This is a genomic window from Chitinophaga filiformis, assembly GCF_021646545.1.
Lineage (GTDB): Bacteria > Bacteroidota > Bacteroidia > Chitinophagales > Chitinophagaceae > Chitinophaga > Chitinophaga filiformis_A.
In genome coordinates this window covers 1-22,198 of sequence record NZ_JAKIRP010000007.1, presented here as the reverse complement: position 1 = coordinate 22,198, position 22,198 = coordinate 1, and the positions used below count along the sequence as shown (strand labels likewise).

The window sequence follows — 22,198 nt, the reverse complement described above, 5'->3', positions numbered from 1 at the left end:
TTGCTTTTGTACGTTAAGTATATTGATTATCAATTGTATGTACGATTATTTTTGTTGTTTAGTTCACAAAAATCCTTATCTTAGAAAGAGGTAATACACCCCAATTCCCCCACTTTTAAGACGTCGCTTTTGTCTTTATTTATTATTAAAAATCCAGAAACAATTTTTATGAGAAAGATTTGCCTTTTCGTATCTATTGCTTTTTTATTATCCTGCACCTCCAGGACCAACAAACCGACAACTGAAGAAGTAAAGACATCCGGTTCCGATTCCACTAAACATGACAGCCCGAATTATCCTTACATGGCGGCTTATTCTTCGGATTTTGAGATCGGCGACTCAAAAAATGTACAGACCTTGCTTGAATTGTATCAAAACTGGGACAACAACACCATTGAGAATTCAAAGAATTCTTTCGCAGACAATGACACCATGTATTTTGCTGATGGTACTATGTTTGCTGGCAGCAGGGACTCGCTTATGGCTGTGGCTAAAAGGGTAAGAGGAGAGATGGGCAAGGTTGTTGATTCTGTTCACGCCTGGGTGCCTCTCAGAAGTAAAGATAGAGATGAAGAGTGGGTGGCGATATGGACCCGGGAATATTCAACAGATGCCAATGGGAAAATGAAACCTAAAGAACTGCATGAAATATGGCGCTTTGATAAAAATGGCAAGATTAATTTAATGTATCAATACGGCCAGCAATCTCCGAAGATGCCGCCAGCAGCGGGGAAAAAATAGACAATCACAATATTAGCAATGTGCCCGCAATAGGGAAAAGGGATTAAGACGTTTAATATCCGCCCAAAAGCTAAGCATAACGAAACCTCCGGAGTAAAATTTAATATCCAAAGAAGGCCGCCTCATACTTGAGACGGCCTTCTTGACGGTTTTAGGAATGGTTCTATGTTATTGTTTTATAATTTTTATTACAGACGGAACACCTTTGTGTTCTACTTTCAGAAAATAAACCCCAGCGGCCATGTTGCTCATGTCTATATTAAAGAGCCTGTCGCGGGTTCTTCCAAAGAACACCATCTGCCCGTTTGAATTGACCAGGGATATTCTACTCTCTTGCTGGTCATCGGCTAATTGAATATTGAGTTGAGCTGTAACCGGATTAGGCGACGCAGTTACTTTCGGTTTTACTATACTTGTTTTCTTCGGGATAGCATTTGAACTATCTATCGACTGGCTACGGGCAACATTTCCGGATTCAACATATGCAATACCTCTCCCTGCAGTGCTCATATAGACACGTCCGAAGGTATTCATGTCGCCTATTACAAATTGTCCATTACCGGGGCCGCCCCACTCATGGTTGTTATCATTAATACGCGTCCACGAAGTTCCGCGATTAGTAGACCGGAAAATACCTTCTACACCGCTTACTGTACCCCAGATATATATGGTAGGATATGTTGCACCAGGCGCAGTAGCTCCAAAGCCTATGGCAGAGCAGGCGCTAACGTTGGTGATCTTTGTAAAAGCAGTTGCAGCGCTGGTGCCATTGGTTGTATAAGCAAGACCATTGCCACGTAAGGCTACCCATACATGACGCGAAAACCCCGGCGCGGTTCTGATATGTATCGAACCGTAGGTGCCACCGGTGTTGGCCCCTTGCGAAAAAGATGTACCATTTGTGGAATAGTACAAATAACCATTAGCCGGATTATAAGCAAAGAAGTTGTTGTCTGTTTGCATATCAGCAACCGGCCTGGTATTGAAATTGATCCCGCTTACTGTGCTCCAGCTGCTTCCATTGTTGGTAGAATAATACATGGTTGTATTATTTCCATTGGCGGGAGAATATAAAATTCTTCCCCCGGTGGTGGATAGTGCCGCATAACCGGCATTACTTGCTGTACTGCCATTTGCAGGAGGCAGGTTTGCTAATGTCCAGTTTGTGCCCTGGTTGGCAGTATAATATATTGAACCTCCCACCCGAACTAATCTGCTGGTATTGGCAGCTGCATAAGAAATGCTTGTAGATGTGCCCATAGTCGGTAAGTGCTGGGTGCCATAAACGGCTGGATTGGTTTGTTTAAAGCCATCGTAATCTCCAATTACAGACATAACAGGTCCTCCTGGTATGCTCACCATGTCTAGCGGAACCGTTTCTTCAAGGTTTTTTACCATTGCATTCCATGTGCCGGATGTTTCTATTGCATCATTCCTGAAAACGCCGTTGCCGGAAATAACCCAGACTTTACTGGTGGAAAAGGGATCAAATTCAATACAGCCCGCCCAGTGAATTGACTGGCTGCTCGTCATCCAGGGCACTCCATTGTTGTTTAGTGTAAAACCTCTTGATACAACATTGGTCCAGCTGGAGCCACCGTTGGTACTGTAAAAGAATTGGTCACCCCAGGAACCGCCCTGTGCGCCATAAACGTTGATCGTGGATAACATCAGGCGCATGGGGTTATTAGGATCAACACTTATCCCGCTGTAAGGAAAAGTTGTTCCTGCCGGAGTAACGTTTGTCCAGGCACCGGATGATACATTGTATTTCCAGACCTGTCCTGTTGATGGGTTCCATGGCCCCTCCTTGTCTGCATAAGTAATATACAGGTTGCCATTGCTTGCCAAGGCGGCACGTTGTGGCATTAGCGTGGTTGGTGCGCCCGGCACTGCGGTAAATGTACTGCCGCCATCATTGCTTCGGTAGAAATTTGTTCCGGTTTGAGACACGCCCACAAAGATCCTTTGTGTAGCTCCACCGGAAACGGCAGATTTGTCCAGCAGCACAAAGCTGATCCCATTCTCGTTGGCTGTAGTGGTTACATTCAGTCCACTGAGCCTGGTCCAGGATGTTCCGGAGTTGGAGCTTTTAAACAAACCGTTAGCACGCGTTCCACAGTATAGAATGGTACTGTTGTTCGGATCTACTTGCAATCTTTCCCCATTTTGGCGGCCCATTCCATTGCCATTGGTTCTAAACTGGGAGCTGACATCAACAATGGAGAATGAGTTCCCCTTATCTGTTGAGCGGAGGATCGCCGTTTTTCCGCCATTGAAATAGGGGATACCAACCAGCATGTAGAGATTGTTCGGATTAATTGGATCGGTAGCTAAAGATTCCACTCCAAGATAACTGGTTTGGTCTGTAGATACCCAATCAAGCAATGGGATCCATCTGCTGTTTCCATTATCCCAGCGGTAAGCTCCTCCAACGTCAGTGCGCGCATAAATGAGATTAGCTTCCGTTTTGTTCATGACGACACCGGTCACAAAGCCACCGCCTCCCATCGCTACGTTGCCATAAGTTTGCGCTTTTGCAGCACAAGAAAATAGGATTGCTCGGCATACAATAATGCCTGTAAGGGTTAAGAGTCTTTTCTTCATAGGGTAATTCATTATTATTGGTTAAAAAAAAGCTATGGGCTTACTTTACGGGGCGTATCCTCGCTACAAATCCTCCGCTGCCGGCCATCTCCAGCTGATATACAGTCGTAGCATTCACTGTTCGTTTGGACTGTTTGATATGCTGTGGGTGGGTTTCAGCATCTTTGTCATCCATCCAGCATTCCATTTCATACTTACCGGGTGATAGAAAATCCAGCGGAATGCTTATTTTTCTTCCTTTTTCATTAGTCATGGCGCCGATGAACCAGTCATCGCCACTTTTTTTGGCGAGTATGATAAACTCTCCCGGATAGCCGTCCAACGCACGTATATCATCCCAAACGGTGGGTACCAGTTTTAAGAAATCGGCGCCGGGCTGCCCGATAATGTGATCAGGATGTTCGCAATTGACCATAAAGGGGCTTTCATAAATCACAAACTTTGACAGCTCTGCGCATCTTGTATTCATCACCAGTGTAGGCGACTGCTTTTTAAAGTCCCTGGCTGTTACGTTTAAAAAACCACCTGGTGTGTAATCCATCTGGCCAGCCAGCATACGTGTGAACGGTAAAGTAACGTTGTGCCTCGGTGTGATCCTTGTGGAGAATTTCGAATATTCTTCGCCCATTACGCCCTCGCGGGTGATCATATTGGGATAGGTTCTTATAATGCCATCCGGCTTGAAGGCGCCGTGAAAATCGACCAGGAGATGATGCGCGGCAGCTTTTTGAATGATCCTCCGGTACCAGTTGACCATTTCCTGGTCGTCCCGGTCCATGAAGTCTATTTTTATGCCGGCAATGCCCCATTGTTCGTATAATGGAAATGCTTTCTCGAAATTGTTATTCCGGTTCACATCAGAACTATAGATCCATAACCAGCACCGTACATTTTTGGATTTCGCATAGCTGAGTATTTCAGGCATATTCAACTGTGGCGCTGCTTTCGTGATATCGGCCTCCGGCGTGTTGAAAGGGCCGTACCATTGCCAGTCGATCAGCATATAAGGCCATCCCATCTCAGCAGCCAGATCGATGTACCTGAATATAGTTGGCATATCCATCTTAACCTCGCCGCTCCACCAGTGATCCCAGGCACTTAAGCCGGGTTTTATCCAGGAAGGGTCTTTGATCGCTAAAGGCTCATTCAGGTTTTGTATCAATTCGGAAGTGATCAGGTCTCCTGGGCGGGAGCCCATCATAATGACTCTCCACGGTGTTGAAAGGCCGTTTTCGAAGCGGGCTTTCACTCCGTCTTCTTTCTCTCCTTTCAGAGGGGATAGTTTTACTGCCAGTTCAGCTGTATCCGTCTTGTTGTCTTTGCCGATATAAAATCCAGGATAGTTGTCAATATTGGCTTCCGTAATGGCGATATAGTTGTTTTTTTGCAATTCGATGAGCATGGGAAGCCCTGCCAATGTTTGTTCAGTAATAGAGTCAGCCGGTACCGGCAGAAATTCAGACTCCTGTGAGGTTGTATATGATTTCAAGTTCTCTAACCATACTTTGGCCCCGGATGGCAAGCGGAAGCTGGTATTTTCCCTTGTTATCTCCCTGCTGCCAATCACCTGGCTGCTGTATAGTTTATATCTGAAAGCGACTCCGTCGTTATAGGCGCGGCAAATAAGGTCCATTCTCCTTTTCAAGCCGGATTTTTCAACCAGCTGTAACGTCATTTCATTGTAATGGTTGACGATTTTTGCATGCTTGCTTTTTATTACCGGTTCCCATGTTTCGTTTACTGTATGTATGCTGTCGCTTATTACTTCCATGCCGGTTCCCATGGCTGGTTCTGCTTTAAATTCAAAACCCAGCGCTGAGGGAAGTATCACAGGATGGTGATCCTTTTTTATTGTATAGCTTAATGTTCCTGAGTTATTAATTTCTATTGTAATATTATTATCCGGTGATTGAACGCTATATGTCTGTGAATACAGTGGCGTTGAAAAACACGCAGCTAGTAAAGTGAAATAACAGGCGGCTATCTTCATATTTTATATCGTTTGATTTTTTATTCCGTTTTCAATGTCGTGCTTGCTACAGGGAGCTGCCCTTTACATGGTATTGTACCAATAGCGACATGCATGAAGTTTTAATCATGTTCTATACATTATCGAATTCTCCGGGAAAAACAACTGCAGGAGCTATGAGGCCCTGTTCAGGAAAGGATGGTGTTCACTCATCCATAGATTCATTGTTCAGTTACTTAAAGGGTGTAACTTTTCTGATCACATTAGTGTTCTCATAACGAAGGAATTATTTATGTACAACAATGCACCAAAGTTATACCCCTCCATTCGGAAACAGGGGGTGCATATGTTTTGAATTATGGTATAAAATGTTGCATTTGCCAGAAAGATGGCGTTGAAGATTTAAAAATACCGATCGCCGTTTTTTATGTTTTGCACTAAATCGACGAAAAAATTGTACTTTATCGACATCTGTATCTATAAATACTTTAGCAGTGAAAGAGCTTACTATTAAATTTAAATTTGACGGCGTTGGTACATCAACGGATGAAATATCGGAGTTCGAAAAGAAATACCATGTTATTTTTCCTGATTATCTGAAAGCCTTTTTGTTAACATATGGCGGGACGAGAGTTGAAGAGAGCAAGTATCTTACTCAATATACAGTAGATGGCTTTTTACCGTTGCTGGAAAACAGGAACGCCTCAATCGAGATGATATTACCTGTAGTAAGGGATGAAGAAGAAGGTGCCGGCCGGAATGATCTGATACCATTTGCAACAGATCCGGGTGGAAGGCCGTTCTACGTTTCTACTGGCGAAAGCGATAATGGCTGCGTCTATTATGATGTTATTGGCATGGTGGCAGACGGGCCTGTTCGAAAAATTGCAGACAGTTTCGAAGAATTTATTAACCACCTTAGAAAAGATTAATCAGCAAACCGGGTGGTGGACCTATTGACCACCCGGTTTCCTTTACATGCACTGGAAAGACCTGATACCTCTACGTCGAAAGCACTTAATAACACGAATAGACTTCATGATACGTCTGGCAGGGGCCGCTGATGGCAGTTGCGTAGATGGTCATTAACGGCGCTTCGCCTGGCCTCGGAGGAGTAAGGGCAAGGTGCGGTGCTTCCACTGTGCAGAGGTTTTCTGTTTCTATGGCCCTCAGGTATATGTTACAACGAGCTTGGCGGCTGGAAGATTTTAACGAGCCATAAACTAAGGGTGACAATGCGGCGATGCTTACGAAAATTAGCATGCACAGGATGATCTGCGGTTTTTTCATAACTTATGGTATTACCAGGTGAACAATACCCGAAATTAAGGTAGACGGCTGTGGAAGGGCCGCATTAATGGGGAGGTTCCTCGAGGAGTCGTTGTTTTTTTGCATCTATCCGGGCAAATCTAGAGATAACAATCCCAATTTAGGAGATCCGGAATATGTTTCCATGTTACAACTTATATTCAACTCATCACCTTACCTTTATATCGGAATGGAAGATAACCAGAACGGATATTGATAATAGCTTGATCGCCCTTTGATCGGTCGCGAACGATTAACATGCGATCAATATACGAACAACATACGAACAGCATACGAACAAGCTCTGATTTAACCTATGATTAAAGCTCCAAAGGCCACGGAGCGTCCCATTACTCACTTTTAATACCTTACAGCCTCAATCAAGTAAAGATCACTATCAACACAGAAATAGCGTTAACCCACGCTCTCGCTTACAATTTAAATCCGAATTCAATCACCTAACATTAAAACCCTTATTTTATGGGAAAGTATCTCAAAGGCATCTTAGGCCCATTCTCCGGCCTGGTAGGCACCGTAGTAGGCGCAACCTGGAAAGGCATCTCTGTAATGCGCAGCCGCTCAGTGAAAAGCAGTAAGCCGGCAACGGAAGGCCAGATGAAGCAACGCACCGCGTTCACCCTCATGACCGAGTTTCTGAATCCTCTTCGCGACCTGATAAATGTTGGTTTTCAGACGTATCAAAAGGGACTTACGCCCTACAATGCCGCGTTTAAGGTCAATATGGAAAAAGCTATCACCGGTGTATACCCCGCGCTGGCAATCAACTATCCACAGATAGTGATCGGTAAGGGAAGACTGTTGGCCGCGCCGGAATTTACGATGGCTACTACCGCAGCTGCCAGAGTAGACCTCACCTGGGTGAATAATGCAGTTGCCGATAGCACTAACGGTACAGACCTGCTGACCATCTTGCTTTACAATCCTGCAAAACAATCACATGTGCAAGCCGTAGGTGTTGCTACCAGATCCAGCCAGACTTACAACATGACAGTCCCGGCACAATGGTCAACAGATACCGTTCATGCATGGGTGCTTTTTGTCAGCTTTGACGGAAAGGTAAATTCAGACTCCAGGTATTTGGGTGACGTGGCAATTCAATAGTTTCTTAGACTTTCTTCCTTCGGGGAAAAACGAGCCTGTGAGGTTTAGCAGGGTTGTTAGCTCCGGGTAAGAAACGAAGGGAGACATGATCTAGTCCTCTTCCCTCCGGAAGCTCCGATAGGGGAGAGGACATCACTATCACGACATTAAATCCTAATACTATGGCACGACTTAAAAAAGGGCTGTTAAACGGCTTTTCCGGGGCCATTGGCAATGTGGAAGGCTATGAGCAGGACGGCCAGTATATTATCCGTTCACGAAGGACGAAAAGGCTAAAGCCGTCAAGTGAGAAGCAGCTGGCCTGCATGGAAAAGATGCGGATCGTCAATCAGCTGTTAAGCCGGTTCACTGAGTTTGTGAAACTCGGGTTTAGCGAAACGGCTATGGACCGGTCGGTTAGAGCTTATAATGCGGCTGTGGCTTATCAGCTGACGCATGCTATTGCCGGCAGTTATCCCAACTTTGAAATAGATTATAGTAAACTTCGTGTTGCACAAGGATCGATCGATATAGAGGGGCTTGGCGCTTCTGTATCCTTAGAAGGGGATACGCTGATATTCAACTGGGTACCAGCAACTGATTACCCGAGTAGTACAGATCATGTGATGCTGCTGGCATATGCGCCGACGCTGAAACAGGCTGTTTATAATTTATGCGGAGCGAAGAGAAGAACTGGTCAGGAAGTGTTGGAGTTGCCCGAGGCTTTGAGACAGCAAAGAATAGAGACTTATATGGCGTTTAGAGGAGAGACTAATGGACAGTATAGTAATAGTGTCTATACTGGCGGTCTCGTTTTATGATCAGTAGATTACGTTGAATTTTTATAGGACTATGCTGCAATGCGCCTGACTAATATCCTATTTGTCATCGCTCGTTTGGAACAATCGAAGTTTAATACGAGCACCAGATAAGTTGATATTAGTACTGGCGCATTGTCTTTTGAATCAGTATTTGAATTCTAAGTTCAAATCTTTGATATCAAAGTATAAAACTTTGATTAACAAGTATTTCATTGATGTTCGGATTGTTTCTTCTACCTTTCAGGTGTTAATTCGTTACGCTATTACTCACCATCATTAACAAAGGGAAATGTATGTTAACCATGCAGGCACTTCTGTGTCTGTGAGCTATGCTATTAAAATTAAAACTTGATATAAATGAGATTGTATCCAATCAGAAACGACTTTTTCGAACGTGAAAATTGTGAAGATCACGTTTTTAGTAACTATGAGCCTAGAGAAGGTCAGGCCATGTTTTACGGGGATTTTGGAAACATATACGTAGACCATTTGGACGGCTATTATGCTATTGATCGCGTTTGCTTTGATCTTAAGCAGCCAACATGGGTATATTATAAGTTTTCGGAGGGGCAGAGTGCAATAGTTCGGGCGATAGATGATATTTCTTTTAAAATCAGAGATAGAGAGTATAACGTAGCAGCGAACAAATTTGTTCATATTTCAGGTTACCTCGCTCCCGAATTTCTGTTGTTCCCTGCAGGTAAGTATGAATTTTACCTGATAATCGGGACAGCTCTTGATGTAGATCTTGACATATGTCGCCTGGATCATTATGATAAGCTTGAAAAGCAAATTAATTTCTACGATAGGAAAAATACAATGAAAACCAAAATAGCAAAATCATGAGTAAATACGCTTTATTGAAAGAAGATACGTCTAAAGTAGATGACATGGGCCTTAATATTGTGAGCCTTCTTTATCCGAAAGTTGTCAGTATACCTTTAGTGATACGGGATCTGATTTGTCGGGAATGCCAATGGAGTATTCCGACTTTTTATAGGAAGATAAGGACTGGGAATAAAGGTGAGGTGCGGATAAGTAATGCTGAAAGGGAGAAGATACTTGAGATCGTTTATGTGGTGTTGATGGATCAGGCGGAGAACATAAAGGATCTTCAGAAAAATGGTGCTTCGGGCAATTATCTGCAGGTTACTGGAGAGATGTCCAAACAACAGGTGTAGTACAACTATGGGAAAATGGGGAAACCGACAGGTGGCGGTGTTGAGAGATATCGCCGCTTTTTTTTGAGACATATTTGAGAGTTCGAAAACTTTCGGAGATAAAGAATTCCTTTGCCGTTGATATGGCGATTCGCAGACGCCAACTTGCATTAGTCATAACTGCCTATTAGAGATCTCTCAGGGGCTCTCGTCGCAATAGCGTAAAGGGGAGCTGCTCGCGCGAAAATACAAACTAGTTGGTATTGTCTCCTAATCTTAATTTGGGCATCTTTGATTCTAATAAGACGGTAAACTGCAAAGGATGACATAAGATAGAGGATAAAGCAATTGGACGGTTGATTATTATTGGTCACTAGTAACGTTATTTATAGAAATAGCTTTAATAAATGACGCTTGATGGTATCGTACTGGACAACATGGAAGTACAAAGATATCGTCGCTTTGGCATATGTCATTTAATAAATGTCAAACCCGATTCGCATTTTCTTATAACATGCAGCAGGCGGGTCTGTATATCCTTGCAATATTGTCAGCGCTCCACTTTTTGTATTGTAGATTCTAACATTAAAAGCATCGGCCATGAAGCGATTAATTCTTACTTTCATGATCACTTTTTTTACATTACATGTAATTGGACAAACATTCAGGGCAGTCGTTCTTAACCCAAATGTTTACAGAACAAGAGTGGATATTACTGCGGAACGTTTAATCCATAAGGATTTGAGCGGTATATATAATGACTCGGTCGTTATAAAAGTATCGGATCTCAAGCATTTAGACTATAAAATAATTAATGACGATGAAAATGGGTATGTAATTATCAGAGTATTGCCGAAAGTAAAAATATTAACAGAACGTTCTGCGGATGATACTTCAAAAATGATAAGGGTTGTAAGGCATGCCAATGAAGACCAATTGAAGTCGGATACAAACAACGCATATAACTACTATTTTGCAGTAAAAAAAGACGGTTTCAAACCGTTGGCTAAGACACTGTTGTCTTTTAAAATTGTCGGAGTTCCACTTGTTCAACCGATCAAACTGAGACCGGGTAAGGGTACCGAAGGGTGGACTTTGGGAGGAGAATTTACTGTGAGCTATAATTTCGGCATTCGACTTAAATTAGGGGATAATCCCTTCAAACAAAACTTTGTATCTATTGTGCCGTTTGGTTTTGGGATAGGCACGGCCAAGTATTTCAGAGAGAATGGGGATGGCACACTGACGGAAAAGTCAGACTCATATGCAGTTACTTATTATCAAGGAGGAATCCTTTTAACAATGCAGAAAGTGAACTTCGGAGTATTTACCGGTTTTGATGCTATGCTTGACAAACAGAATGACTGGTTTTATCAAGGACGACAGTGGTTTTCATTTGGGCTTGGCTACAAATTCAAAAACGACTAAGTGTAAATAGATATGACAAGCCATTTAATTATAGCGCAGATGGAACTACCCGAACGGCTCCTATATTCTTCGAAAACAAACTGTTGCATTTTTTGTTATCTTTTAGAGCTATTTATGTTGTCCACTAAAACAATTGAAATTAATGTGTATTTATTTTTGTAAGAGAAAAGACTTAAAGTATGGATCACGAGAGCATGTCATTCCTGCAGGCTTAGGTGGAAAAATGAAACTTGGAAAAAAAATAGTAAGCTCTGAATTTAACAAACACATCTCAAGTTTAGAAAACAGATTTCTGAGAGATTCAATAGTTTCCGTCTTGCGACAGCTGTATGGACCGGGAAAACGCGGGAGTTTGACAGTCGAAAATCAACCCAAAGGGCGTGTTCATTTAGTGAACAATATGGACAATGCACAAGACTTATCAGTTGGGTACATGAAGCAGAATAGACCAATGTTGATGACCTCATTTACATTTGATTTTGAGTCAAAAGCTGTTCAAATTGATATTCAAAAAGATGAAAAAAGTAATTATAAAAATGAAATTATTTGTCTAGCTAAGGCCTGTCGTGAAAAGAACAATCTAAACGTTAAAACGATCGAAGATAATAGATTACCGATATCGACAGTTTTTTTTGCTTATGGTCCAAAAGTAGAGGACCGGTATGAGGCATTTTTCTTTAAACATCCTGAAAAATCATTAGAATTTAACAGTCTTGATTTCTCGCAAATTGCCGATTATTTAGAGAAGCAAGAACTTTCACCTATAGCTCAATCAAACAAAGTCATTGTAAATAGTCGAGTTAAAATCACTGATGACTTTTTGCGGATTATAGCAAAAATTTGTTTCAATTTTTTAGCGGAGTTAAATGGCTGTGACTTTGTATTGCACGAGCAATTCGATCCAATTAGGGATTGGATCGCAAATGGTGGAGAAAATAAATTCGTAGAAGAATTGCAAGGGGGGGACAAGATTGATACTTTAATGAGGTCAATAAATATTAAACTTCCTGACAAATGCCACTTTATATATATTATGATGAATGAAGATAAGTTATATGCGTTGTCTTCATTATATAGACAATATGACTGTAAAGTATTATTAGCGGAAAGGATCCCTAGCAATGTTAAAATAGATGGTTTTATTTGCGACTGGTTAAACAATAGTGAGTACTTTCTTAACAAATTTATTGAAGAGTCTATAGCCAAAAATCCAGAAAGCTTTATCAATTGGCTAAATAATGAAATTGAATAATATCTCTTGCCCCAGGAACCAAAATGATTTCGATCAAAACTTTAAAGCCTGCAACCGGAGCTGGTTGTAGGCTTCAGTAAGCTATTATCACGCTACAGCACTTAGCTAACTGCCTAAAACTTTAAACATTATGGTAGACAAACCCACGAAAGAAACAAGGGTTGACATTATTATAAGATTTTTTCAAAACAATAAGTTGACAGCCTCCATGATTTCACTGGGAATTATAATTATTACTACTGCACAGGTAATCCAATCAGGTGACAGCATTTTAAGGACATTCGGACTGCGAAAATATTATGATGTAAATGTAGCAACAAACAGAGGTCGATTTTCAAATATCCTCCTTGAAAATGCTTGGAACAGAATGTTTTGGATGAGATCTTATACTGAAAGGGTTAGGCTTAATGCTCCATCGGACGAACAAAGACAAGCTTATCAGAAATACATTGATGCTACAGAAAAGTGGAGTTCTAATATTATGAACTATTATTTAGGACTTGAAGAATATTATCCTAATACAAATAAGAGAGAATTACTTGAGAGCACCATCCAACCACAATTTATAAGAGCCGGACAGATGATAACAGGTTTAAAATACGGCATTGACACCATGTCAAAAGAAAATATAATTGCAAAGGTTGACACAATACAAAACCTTGTAAATAGCTTAAATCCAGATTTCTATTTCTTAATTGATCAACCTGTCAGGAGAAGATAAAACGAACGGCCGTTGGGTAATTCAAACTTCCATTATTCTTTTATATTGCTGTTCTCAATCTTTCAAGGCTCTTTTTTTAAGCACCTTTGCTATAATTACATTAGGATTTCTGACGCCATCCGGTCTAGGAAGAAGCTCGGCCTTTAGAGACAATAAATCCCTCTCAAAACCAATAAGAGCATTTACATAGACTTCTCGCATTTTTTGTACAGGATCGGAATGTTCATATTCACCTACCTCAACCAAATTATAATGTCTATTCCCGTCAGGAACTGAAATTTTTCTAATGTGCATATAGCAAATTTAAGACAACCTATCTTCCCCCAGTCAATAACTAATTGCATGGAAAACCGTTTTTTTTAGTTCGAAGAATTTTTCTTAATTTTTGCATATATGTCCTATAGATTAATATTCAATTACTTATAGGGCGAAACGCGTAAATCTTTCTATTGCTTCCCGAAATTCAAATCAATAAGAACTACTAACGATAAGATGAAAAAATAAATCCGAAACATGAGCAACCAACCTCCGCATTTTGAGAATGCGGTTGACTTGTCCCCAAATTCGTAAGAAACAATCGAAGCATCATCAGTTTATTGAACGTAAAAAAATGAAACTCAAAACAAAAAAAATTATTGCGAGAGAGTTTTTATTGCTCCTTCTATGCGCAGCCCTGGCTATTTTCACCTTTTTAGGCATTTATCCATATAACTTTCTAAAAAAACGGCAGATTGAGGCTTTGACGATTGAAATTACAGACAAGAAGAATCATGCAGATTCCCTGTTAGCACACGTTGAAAGAAAAGCATCGAAACAATTCAAGTTTACGAATTGGTATGCACATACGTTTAATGTACCTCGAGAACATCAAAAGATCTGGATGCATTTTTACAAAATGGCCCAGACTGATAGTATAAAACAATTATGTGAGCCGAATAGCAACAGAGATTTCGTCGCGTTTCTCAATCAAACAGGGTTCAAGTCACCTGAACGCTTTAAATCTTTCATATTGAAAAACACTCTTACGCTCAAGGACATTCATGCAAAAGAAGCATCTATAATCGCCAATAAGGAGGCCGATTCCATGGCAATACAAAGAGACGAACTGACAACCCAAATTCTCCCTTTTAAATCCCAATTAGGAATTTCCTATCTAGTCTTTTTAACCGGTTTAGTAGCCCTTTTTCTCCTTCGCTATGTCTATTACGGTATTAAGTGGAGTATTCTAGTTTTAAAACAAAAAAGTATTTGACACCAATATTTGAAACAGTTTTTTATAAAGGCATATTTGTGACTACAACTGGTTTTTCTAAGGACGCGGGACATGAGGCGGAACGAGCTGATTTTGCAATAGCCCTTATTGACTCCGATTGGCTTGTCGACTTGTTAGTTTCTTATTATGAATCTTTAGACCCAGAAATAGAAGCATTGGTGCCACTGCGTAAAATTTACTGGCCTGTATGAGTTAACTAGCATATTGCATTTACTTCTACTGTATTGAGTGGTAAGAACCTAAAAGGCATATTCTCGATGAGTTATATCATGCATTGAGTAAGTTCGATGGCCTTGGTTTTGTAGCGCCAGATTTCTTTGCCAATTTGAAAGTCTTCAACTTGCGCGGTGAGTACGTTTGGCATTACGAAAGGCACAGATTACTTTGCTTAAATCCTGCCATTACAGAAATGCTCAGCGAGGTTGAAATTGATGGTGATGATTTCAGGTTTAGCAAGAGATTATTGCGAGAGCTCGCCGAAACTGAGGTTAGTGATGCTGAGGATAAATTTAAAGCAACAGAACCAGACAGCGAAGTTGATTCATCGGTGCAGCATACCTCCACTATATACTTTCAACAGATAATTATAAAAAGGCCTACTTTATGTATAAAAAGGCAGATATTGATATCAAAGGTGATGAGAGTTCTGCGGTAAGGTATTTCCTTTCGAAAATCAATCAGCTTCACCTCCACAACCTAGTGGAGGGTTATAATGAAAAACCGGTGAGCCGGGAAATTTTGGAAGATATACGCAGTATTGATTTGGACGACAGTATTCATAAAGAGCTTGATATATTTGTTGATCCCGACGTCAGACATTACCTGATTGAAATTAAAGAGGAGAATTTATTTACCAAGGCAGAAAAACAGATATCCGATATTTACCTACGTTACATCACTAAAAAGAAGAACATTGATGACAGCGGATATCTTAATGAAATATATCTCTCAGTCTATTCCCACTTTCATAAGAATTTGCTGGTTTTTGACGCCTTCTCAAACTTCACGGACCTGGTAACCGAAGTGATTGAATGTATGGTGCAGGATTACAATGCCGCTGGCGAGGAGGAAACATTCAATGTATTTTATTTAACGGAAGCAATATTATATGTGTCAAATGATGATCTGACACGCATCTTAAGAGACTGCCGTAACTTGCGGCTGGAGGCATCAGAAAGATCTGCGTTCATTAAAAAAGCTACGAATTTTCTTTCCTCTGTTTACATAGAAACATCTTACGGTATCGTAGAGGACAGGAATATGGCAGAACAGCTTCTTAATTATAGTTTCGAGGACAAGTATACCAGAATATTCAGCAATCTATTCCTGGTGCTCTCCAACATTGAGCCCTTGCCCGAGGTTGATCGCATTCTTGCAAAACCAATTAGCAGCTTTATTGACAATGATAAGAATATACAACAGCACGAAATAAAGACGTTATGTTACTTTATAGAAAGGTACGGAATGATATTCGAATTCTATCAGCTTGAAGAGATGTTGAACAAATGCGTGAAAACTGATGGATGTAATTATTCCAGATATAAGGATCTTCCGGCAGCAATTGGTAGGATGATGCACCAACATCATCCTGAGGACAGGATATCGGACTCTTCACTGATAAGAAGAGCAGTTGCCAATTGGACTTCATCGGATGGAAGAGCGAACCTTATTTATCATTTGGATCTCTATTATGCACTGAAAGAAGGTGATGCCGAGTACCTGTTACACCAAGTCGAAATGTCCTTGGAGAATAATTTTCATTGTAACCTATATTTCCATGTCGTCGATCTCAAAATCATAGATTGGGATCACAAAGATTATTTCGGTAGATATGTCAAGTATGTTCAAGGTAATAAACAAAAAGGATTTACTGGTTTCAACGACAAAGGTCCTATTTGCCTTGATACCCATGTGATCAACCTTATTCTCTGGGTTTATCACCACAATATTGATATCTCAAGGCGTGAACTCGGCGAACTGAAAAATATGGTGAATTTGAAATCTGGGCACTTAATCCTGCTGAATTTGAGCCTGAAAAATTCCAATGTGAATGGTTGCTTGCAGTTGATAGGCACTTTGTGTTTGAAAAACTAAGAGAGATTGACTACATTCCAATCTCTCTTAGAGAGTACCTAAAAAGTACCATCAATACACGTCTCGGGGAAATTTACTTTAAATATTTTCTGGATTAATTACCAATGATCTACTGGTGCAAAAAAGCCCGGAAGGATAAGTCTTTAATCCTGTCTTATTCGAATGGTTATTGTATATTTAAACTTTATTTTAATAAAAGGGGAAGGAAGAACCACTATTATACCGAAATCCCCAAGATTAAGTGCAATGATAGTCTTTTTCTAACTGAGATTTTCCCATCTTGAAGTTGATAATTCTAAAAAAGTAACGATATGGTAAATAATGATGAACTAGACTGGCAGAGTTATGAAGAAGTCACAGCGTATATTTACCGTGTTTTGGGTGCATATCAGGGCATCAAGGTTAAGTGTTTTGGTAGAGACTGTAAGGTTAAAGGCAAGTCTGGGGTGGACCATCAGATAGATGTGCTCACCGAACAATTCGATGGTGTAAATTCAAACTATACAGTGATCGAATGTAAGTTTCTGAAGAAAAAGATTACCAAGGAGATCGTTATGAAACTTCATTCTGAGATGCAGGATGCAGGTATAAAAAGTGGGATTATCGTGTGCAAATCAGGTTTTACATCGGATACGCAGATCTATGCGGAACATGTGGGGATAAAGCTGGTGGAATTTAGGGAAGTTGGTGCCGACGATTTGAATGGTAGGCATACAGTTGAAATTGCAGCTTTGAATTTATCTACCAATATCACCATGCACCGCCCCATCATTACAAAGATTGATTTTGGTAGCGATCAAATTACTGATGAATATGAGATACAAAGCATGTATTATGCCAAGGTCAACATAGCGGAAGGCCGGGAGATCCCATTCAAGAAATATATGATGAAATTTCAGGACGAGCTAAGCAAGCAGCCGCTGTTAGATATGTTTTCTAAAGAATATCCTGCAATCAGTGGAAAGATTCGGCGGAAATATGGAGCCGATATCAATATAAATAAAATCAGTTTCATTGGATATTTCACCAAAAGGGATACGAGCTTAAACAGATCTTTCGTAGTTTCAGACAAGGTCTGGATGGTTATGAGGGAAATATTTGAGAAAAATTCCTTTATGCTTTCAAAAGGAGGCTTTTTATTCAAAAATGATACCAAACATTAGATTGAAGGTGAGATTACAGATTACCGAATCTTTTATTTCTTCTGATTTGTATAAAAGTCGATAACTATACCATCTATAAACTAAAAAAGCAAATAGCATCTCTCGAACCATAAGTGCTTTGGAAAAGACTATGTAAGTGAAATTAGCTTTGTATTACAGGACTTTCCGGGTTGGCTCATATATGACATTGAGCCGCAAAACTAACGATTTGGCTTTATTCCTATTTTAGTTTTTAACTTTGTTCTTCACCAATTACATATCTCCATCCTACTTTATATAGTACTTTCCCAAGGAAGTAAAAAATAGAATCGAAATTTATGGTACAAAAGAAAACACACTCCGGGTGCAAAATTCTCATTACTTTTAACCGGATAACCTAAGTAAAATGAACCCGTCACGTAATGACCTTCTTTTGTTTTTAACCATTATCTGGTTAACAATCCCATCTTTGATATATGGACAGAAGAAAAGCCAGGAGCAGTCTGGTGATAATTCTTATGCCGGTTTGATTGCTGAATCCGAAAAGTATTTTTCCAATAAGTTGAAAACCGATAACATTGTTGGATTAAGCGCCGCGATTATTATGGATGGCCGGGTTGTTTGGAAGAATGGATTTGGCTTTGCCGACAGAGAGCGGAATATTCCTATGACCGTGAGCACGGTCATTAACATCGGTTCGGTGACTAAAACTTTTACTGCGCTTAGTGTCATGCAGTTGCAGGAGCGTGGCTTGTTGGATATTCAACACCCACTAAAAAGATATCTTCCCCAATTCCATCCGCTGACACGCACGGAGATCCACTTAGACGCTGTAACTGTAAAATCGGTTCTTACGCACACTTCCGGCATACAGTCTGATGTATGGAAAAATTCAGACCTGGGTGCTGGCCGGTACACGGATGTGCTGGGCTTCATCAATGGTACTTATCTTCTTTATCCGGCCGGAATGGTTGGGCTTTATTCAAATGCAGGGTATAATATCCTGGGTCATTTGATCAAAGAGGTAACCGGCCAGGATTATGCAGACTATGTACATCGTAACATCTTCCGGGTCCTGGGAATGAGCCATTCCGGATTTGCTATGGATAGGTTAGAAAATAGAACAAAGATCTATGCATATGGCCGGCAGGCGGAAGAATATGAATTACGCGACATTGCGTCCGGGGGGATTTATACAGATATAAGTGACCTGGCCAGATATGCAATGGGTATGTTACAGGCTTACCGTGGCGAGTCTACCGCGCTACTTAGGCAGGCATCGGCTATCAAGATGTTCTCTTTGCAAAATGCCCAGGTGCCTTTGGAAACCAATAAGAAAGGATTGGGTTGGTTTATGTTCCGCAACGATTCGACGTTTGCTGTATACCATGCCGGCAGCGCGGGCTTCACGCATGCAAAGCTGCTGCTGATTCCGAAAAGCAATGCTGCTGTCATCGTTATGACCAATACCGCCGAAGGCGGAGGCGCGGCTGAGGAATTTTGTTTTAATCAGTTGCCCCGGTTTGGGTTAAGCATTCCGGACCTGTTTCCACCGTCGATCTCCGGCTCGGTGCATCCTGGGCAAAACCAGGTCAGCCCTCCGGACAGCTTGCTGGAAAAGCATGCTGGTATTTACGCCGAATCAAATTCATATAACGTAGTGAAAGTGAAAGACCATCACCTGACATTGACCAATGGCAGTACAAATTTGCTGCTCAAACCTCTCACGGATGGTGGATTCATTCCTTACGAAGTCAAAGGCACTGATACTATTCGGCTTAGTGATCAACGCTTATTTTTCAAGAACATTAGTGGCAACCATTTTCTTATCCGGCAAAGAAATAAAAGGGACTGCAATTTGGGATATTGCCTCAGACCAACAGATACAGGTATATGGGCGAAAAGAACTGGGCTTTATGAGCATTTCGGCTATCAAATGTTGATCGGGGACAGTAAGTTCAAAAGCGCTGAACTGTACTTATCCAAGGACGGTGTGCTCATGCTAAGACTCAAAACAATGGGAAGTACCAATGAAATCCCGTTAGACGCGATCAGTCCCGATTACGCGTTGACCAGTGGGGTAAACTCGGGCTTTGGAGGTTTTAACGTAAAGTTCTATGAAGATACGTTATACCATGTTCTGGAATTTGCCGGGCTGAGTTTCCGAATGCTAAAATAGATGTGAACTTCTGTCTGCTCCGTTTCCGGGGAACCGTTGAGCCACATGGCCCCGCTTTGTTTGAAACCAATTTCAGCAAAAGATAGGTAACCGAAACGGTAACCGAATCGGATAGGTTACTTTGATCAGGAATGACCTCAAAATTTTAAAATAAGCGGATTTTCAGAACAATTTAAAGCAAAAAAGCGCCCTTTGAGACGCTTTCAGTGACCCCCAAGTATCGGAAACTCGAACCAGATTATGCAGGAATTACCTACACTTAATAATAATTGGCAGTAATGAGTCAAAATAATATGAAAAAAGTTCGAGGATTGCGCCCAGGGATTATACAACAAGATCTAAGCAACAATCAGATTACATCTCATGTCTCTGGTGTCCAATCTACCCAAAATCCCTGCCACGATGGCTTACCCGGATGGTCATAGTAGGTAATTACTTCCTTCCAGTAAGGAATATCAGCATCAGCGAGTCTGATTTTCTGCAATGCATCCAACTCCGGAATACCCATTATTAGATCTGTGAATTCCTCCTGATATTCTTTATCATAATAGGTCGCCGTAAGTCCTAGCTCTTTATCAAATTCTCTGAGTAAATAATGACGTAGGTTCCATCCATAGGTAATTGTATCAAATCCATACACAGATAACACCGGGCGCAGACCTTGGCCATTATGATCCATTAGAAATGTATGTGCCGTAATAGGTAACAGGCGAGGGGCTTTATGATACCATTCTCTGAATATCCGGATTTTCTCATTATCTGATTCCGGGCGTGGTCCCCATGATCTAAGCCAGGAGGCATTAACTCCTAAAATATCACTAATATAAAAATCATCAATCCAGGCAAGCCTGCTCTCAATCCATTCCTTTTCCGTTATCCAATTATAAAAATAAGAAGGGCGATATGGGGGGCTCCAAAATTCTCTCTTCTTCCTCTGTTCTTCTGTCTCCTCATATTGCATTTCTATATGATCGTCCGATTCCTCTTCATTGATATAGTGTTTATCAATGGTATGCAGTATTTTCAGAAACTCTCTATGCTCAACTCCAAATTGTATGGAATATTTCAACTCCAGCTCATCAATCTGCTGATCTGTGAGTGGAAGCCATTTTGCTCCATAAATCGGTTCATCCTTTGGCACACTTAGCCAGAAGGCTTCAGTAGTTGTTTTTATCCAATAAAGGAAATCAGTTAAATTTTCAGGAAAGGTTATCTGGCTGTTCATAAGTATCTGGATGCTATAATAAGGGTTCTGTAAAAGTACATAATATAATACCATCTTTTACCCCTCTAATAGGTTTAAATAGTATGACAAAAGTTCAAGGGCTACACTTTAAGATTATATTATCAAATTGCAAGCAACTTCTATTTACTATAGTTTTCTAGGAGGGCGTCCAATTCTCCTCTAGCTAAGCAATGTTACTTCAATAACTTGCTACGAATTCCCTCGACTATTATTTTCTATAGTTGCTAAGAACTTCTGAACAAGATCCTCTACCTCGGCATCTGAAAAGCCATTTTCCTTAGACAATGACCTCAAGTTATTAACTGCATTTAATCGACGTATTTCCTCATAATTCGGCATATTCATTTCCTCTAGTGTAATTAATTCTGGCCATCTAAAGGTTGCAAATAATTCAGTTTCAATATCCGCGATTAGTTGTATCGCTTCTTTGGGTATACTAATTTCTTTTTTAAAGACTCTTGATTGTAGATAAAAAACGAAACTTCCGAAAAAAATATCAAATATCTTATAGTATTTATTAAAATGGGAACTGCTGTAATTGTGAACCAAAGTTGTTTTATTTTCGCTCCAGCCATTTCTCAACAAATTATGAGGGCTAAAGTGCATCATTTCTGAAGTTCCCGCATATAAATAGTCATCTAATTCAGTGAGGCCCTGCCTTTGTTGCCATTTATGCTATTATCTTTAAAAAATTGACAGAGGTATGAAAAAATTATCGCCAGATACGGGATAAACGGAAATATCAACAGCAATCTGTCTCGAAGAATAATCAAGCTAAGACAGTATATCATATCTATGTTCTTAATGTCGAATTAGGCCTCTTTGTTCTCCTGATACTTCAAACTCCCTACGGGGACTCGAACCAATAAAATATTGGCAATGAAATTATTATCAATTCTTCTAAAAACAAAAAAGCTCCAAGTCCCTGTATCCCTCCGGGCAACTGCATATTGTAAACGTTAGGAAGTAGTGATAGCTTCGCCGATTATGAGTATTGATACACCCCAGTCCCCAACAAAAGCCAGTATGGTAAACCGATCTGTTACGGAGAAGAAGCGTCTATTGTCCGAATGGGAAACGAGTACGCTGAAAATGAAGGCATTCTGTGAGCAGAAACAAATATCTGTAAATGGATTGAAATCTTGGATAAAGCAGT

At 40.6% G+C, this 22,198-nt stretch carries 18 protein-coding genes; 14 read left to right on the top strand and 4 right to left on the bottom strand.

What is annotated here, in order from left to right; all coding sequences use genetic code 11:
• The first annotated feature begins 129 nt into the window (after positions 1-129).
• Entirely contained in the window at positions 130-741 is a 612-nt protein-coding gene (locus L3C95_RS18135) for a hypothetical protein (protein WP_236389590.1), read from the top strand.
• 168 nt (positions 742-909) lie between these two features.
• Here the strand turns inward: L3C95_RS18135 and L3C95_RS18130 are convergent, their stop codons facing one another.
• Entirely contained in the window at positions 910-3,348 is a 2,439-nt protein-coding gene (locus L3C95_RS18130; RefSeq protein ID WP_236389589.1) for a T9SS type A sorting domain-containing protein, read from the bottom strand.
• Positions 3,349-3,388: 40 nt separating this feature from the next.
• Positions 3,389-5,338 (bottom strand): glycoside hydrolase family 97 protein, encoded by a 1,950-nt coding sequence (locus tag L3C95_RS18125; protein WP_236389588.1) that lies wholly within the window; start codon positions 5,336-5,338, stop codon positions 3,389-3,391.
• 473 nt (positions 5,339-5,811) lie between these two features.
• Between L3C95_RS18125 and L3C95_RS18120 the strand changes: the two genes are divergently transcribed.
• The 8 genes from L3C95_RS18120 (at position 5,812) to L3C95_RS18085 (ending at position 13,108) form a co-directional block, all read left to right on the top strand.
• Positions 5,812-6,249 (top strand): SMI1/KNR4 family protein, encoded by a 438-nt coding sequence (locus L3C95_RS18120; protein ID WP_236389587.1) that lies wholly within the window; start codon positions 5,812-5,814, stop codon positions 6,247-6,249.
• Positions 6,250-7,105: 856 nt separating this feature from the next.
• Positions 7,106-7,747 (top strand): DUF6266 family protein, encoded by a 642-nt coding sequence (locus L3C95_RS18115; protein WP_236389586.1) that lies wholly within the window; start codon positions 7,106-7,108, stop codon positions 7,745-7,747.
• 161 nt (positions 7,748-7,908) lie between these two features.
• Positions 7,909-8,547 (top strand): DUF6266 family protein, encoded by a 639-nt coding sequence (locus tag L3C95_RS18110; protein WP_236389585.1) that lies wholly within the window; start codon positions 7,909-7,911, stop codon positions 8,545-8,547.
• Between the two features lie 357 nt (positions 8,548-8,904).
• On the top strand, positions 8,905-9,393 hold the full coding sequence (locus tag L3C95_RS18105) for a hypothetical protein (RefSeq protein WP_236389584.1): 489 nt from the start codon (positions 8,905-8,907) through the stop codon (positions 9,391-9,393).
• Positions 9,390-9,728, top strand: coding sequence for a hypothetical protein (locus L3C95_RS18100; protein ID WP_236389582.1), 339 nt, complete (start codon positions 9,390-9,392; stop codon positions 9,726-9,728). Before L3C95_RS18105 ends, L3C95_RS18100 begins: the two co-directional genes overlap by 4 nt.
• Before the next feature lie 579 nt (positions 9,729-10,307).
• Positions 10,308-11,135 carry a hypothetical protein gene (locus L3C95_RS18095; protein WP_236389580.1) on the top strand — a complete coding sequence of 276 codons (828 nt, stop codon included), beginning with the start codon at positions 10,308-10,310 and terminating at the stop codon, positions 11,133-11,135.
• Positions 11,136-11,277: 142 nt separating this feature from the next.
• Positions 11,278-12,387: a hypothetical protein gene (locus tag L3C95_RS18090; protein ID WP_236389579.1), complete on the top strand. Its 1,110-nt coding sequence runs from the start codon at positions 11,278-11,280 to the stop codon at positions 12,385-12,387.
• A 130-nt stretch (positions 12,388-12,517) separates the two neighbouring features.
• A complete protein-coding gene (locus L3C95_RS18085; RefSeq protein ID WP_236389577.1) occupies positions 12,518-13,108 on the top strand; it encodes a hypothetical protein in 591 nt (196 codons plus the stop codon).
• Between the two features lie 54 nt (positions 13,109-13,162).
• Here the strand turns inward: L3C95_RS18085 and L3C95_RS18080 are convergent, their stop codons facing one another.
• The gene (locus L3C95_RS18080; RefSeq protein WP_236389575.1) at positions 13,163-13,402 is read right to left on the bottom strand and encodes a hypothetical protein; all 240 of its coding nucleotides are present in this window, start codon (positions 13,400-13,402) and stop codon (positions 13,163-13,165) included.
• 316 nt (positions 13,403-13,718) lie between these two features.
• Here L3C95_RS18080 and L3C95_RS18075 point away from each other — a divergent pair, with 316 nt between their 5' ends.
• The 5 genes from L3C95_RS18075 to L3C95_RS18055 all read left to right on the top strand — a co-directional run bounded on the left by L3C95_RS18075 (position 13,719) and on the right by L3C95_RS18055 (position 19,796).
• Positions 13,719-14,360 (top strand): hypothetical protein, encoded by a 642-nt coding sequence (locus L3C95_RS18075; protein ID WP_236389573.1) that lies wholly within the window; start codon positions 13,719-13,721, stop codon positions 14,358-14,360.
• Positions 14,357-14,572, top strand: a complete 216-nt coding sequence (locus L3C95_RS18070; RefSeq protein ID WP_236389572.1) for a restriction endonuclease — start codon at positions 14,357-14,359, stop codon at positions 14,570-14,572. The genes L3C95_RS18075 and L3C95_RS18070 overlap by 4 nt, the downstream gene beginning before the upstream one ends.
• A gap of 412 nt (positions 14,573-14,984) precedes the next feature.
• Positions 14,985-16,475 (top strand): hypothetical protein, encoded by a 1,491-nt coding sequence (locus tag L3C95_RS18065; RefSeq protein ID WP_236389571.1) that lies wholly within the window; start codon positions 14,985-14,987, stop codon positions 16,473-16,475.
• 311 nt (positions 16,476-16,786) lie between these two features.
• On the top strand, positions 16,787-17,638 hold the full coding sequence (locus L3C95_RS18060; RefSeq protein ID WP_236389570.1) for a restriction endonuclease: 852 nt from the start codon (positions 16,787-16,789) through the stop codon (positions 17,636-17,638).
• Positions 17,639-18,023: 385 nt separating this feature from the next.
• Positions 18,024-19,796 (top strand): serine hydrolase domain-containing protein, encoded by a 1,773-nt coding sequence (locus tag L3C95_RS18055; protein WP_236389569.1) that lies wholly within the window; start codon positions 18,024-18,026, stop codon positions 19,794-19,796.
• A gap of 361 nt (positions 19,797-20,157) precedes the next feature.
• Here L3C95_RS18055 and L3C95_RS18050 read toward each other — a convergent pair whose 3' ends face one another.
• Entirely contained in the window at positions 20,158-21,021 is an 864-nt protein-coding gene (locus tag L3C95_RS18050) for a hypothetical protein (protein ID WP_236389568.1), read from the bottom strand.
• Positions 21,022-22,198: the final 1,177 nt, after the last annotated feature.

Excerpts from the sequence above, each read along its gene's own strand:
- L3C95_RS18130 (WP_236389589.1), bottom strand. The coding sequence starts at position 3,348 with ATGAAGAAAAGACTCTTAACCCTTACAGGCATTATTGTATGCCGAGCA.
- L3C95_RS18125 (WP_236389588.1), bottom strand. The coding sequence starts at position 5,338 with ATGAAGATAGCCGCCTGTTATTTCACTTTACTAGCTGCGTGTTTTTCA.
- L3C95_RS18115 (WP_236389586.1), top strand. The coding sequence starts at position 7,106 with ATGGGAAAGTATCTCAAAGGCATCTTAGGCCCATTCTCCGGCCTGGTA.
- L3C95_RS18110 (WP_236389585.1), top strand. The coding sequence starts at position 7,909 with ATGGCACGACTTAAAAAAGGGCTGTTAAACGGCTTTTCCGGGGCCATT.
- L3C95_RS18105 (WP_236389584.1), top strand. The coding sequence starts at position 8,905 with ATGAGATTGTATCCAATCAGAAACGACTTTTTCGAACGTGAAAATTGT.
- L3C95_RS18100 (WP_236389582.1), top strand. The coding sequence starts at position 9,390 with ATGAGTAAATACGCTTTATTGAAAGAAGATACGTCTAAAGTAGATGAC.
- L3C95_RS18095 (WP_236389580.1), top strand. The coding sequence starts at position 10,308 with ATGAAGCGATTAATTCTTACTTTCATGATCACTTTTTTTACATTACAT.
- L3C95_RS18090 (WP_236389579.1), top strand. The coding sequence starts at position 11,278 with ATGTGTATTTATTTTTGTAAGAGAAAAGACTTAAAGTATGGATCACGA.
- L3C95_RS18085 (WP_236389577.1), top strand. The coding sequence starts at position 12,518 with ATGGTAGACAAACCCACGAAAGAAACAAGGGTTGACATTATTATAAGA.
- L3C95_RS18080 (WP_236389575.1), bottom strand. The coding sequence starts at position 13,402 with ATGCACATTAGAAAAATTTCAGTTCCTGACGGGAATAGACATTATAAT.
- L3C95_RS18075 (WP_236389573.1), top strand. The coding sequence starts at position 13,719 with ATGAAACTCAAAACAAAAAAAATTATTGCGAGAGAGTTTTTATTGCTC.
- L3C95_RS18065 (WP_236389571.1), top strand. The coding sequence starts at position 14,985 with ATGTATAAAAAGGCAGATATTGATATCAAAGGTGATGAGAGTTCTGCG.
- L3C95_RS18060 (WP_236389570.1), top strand. The coding sequence starts at position 16,787 with ATGGTAAATAATGATGAACTAGACTGGCAGAGTTATGAAGAAGTCACA.
- L3C95_RS18055 (WP_236389569.1), top strand. The coding sequence starts at position 18,024 with ATGAACCCGTCACGTAATGACCTTCTTTTGTTTTTAACCATTATCTGG.
- L3C95_RS18050 (WP_236389568.1), bottom strand. The coding sequence starts at position 21,021 with ATGAACAGCCAGATAACCTTTCCTGAAAATTTAACTGATTTCCTTTAT.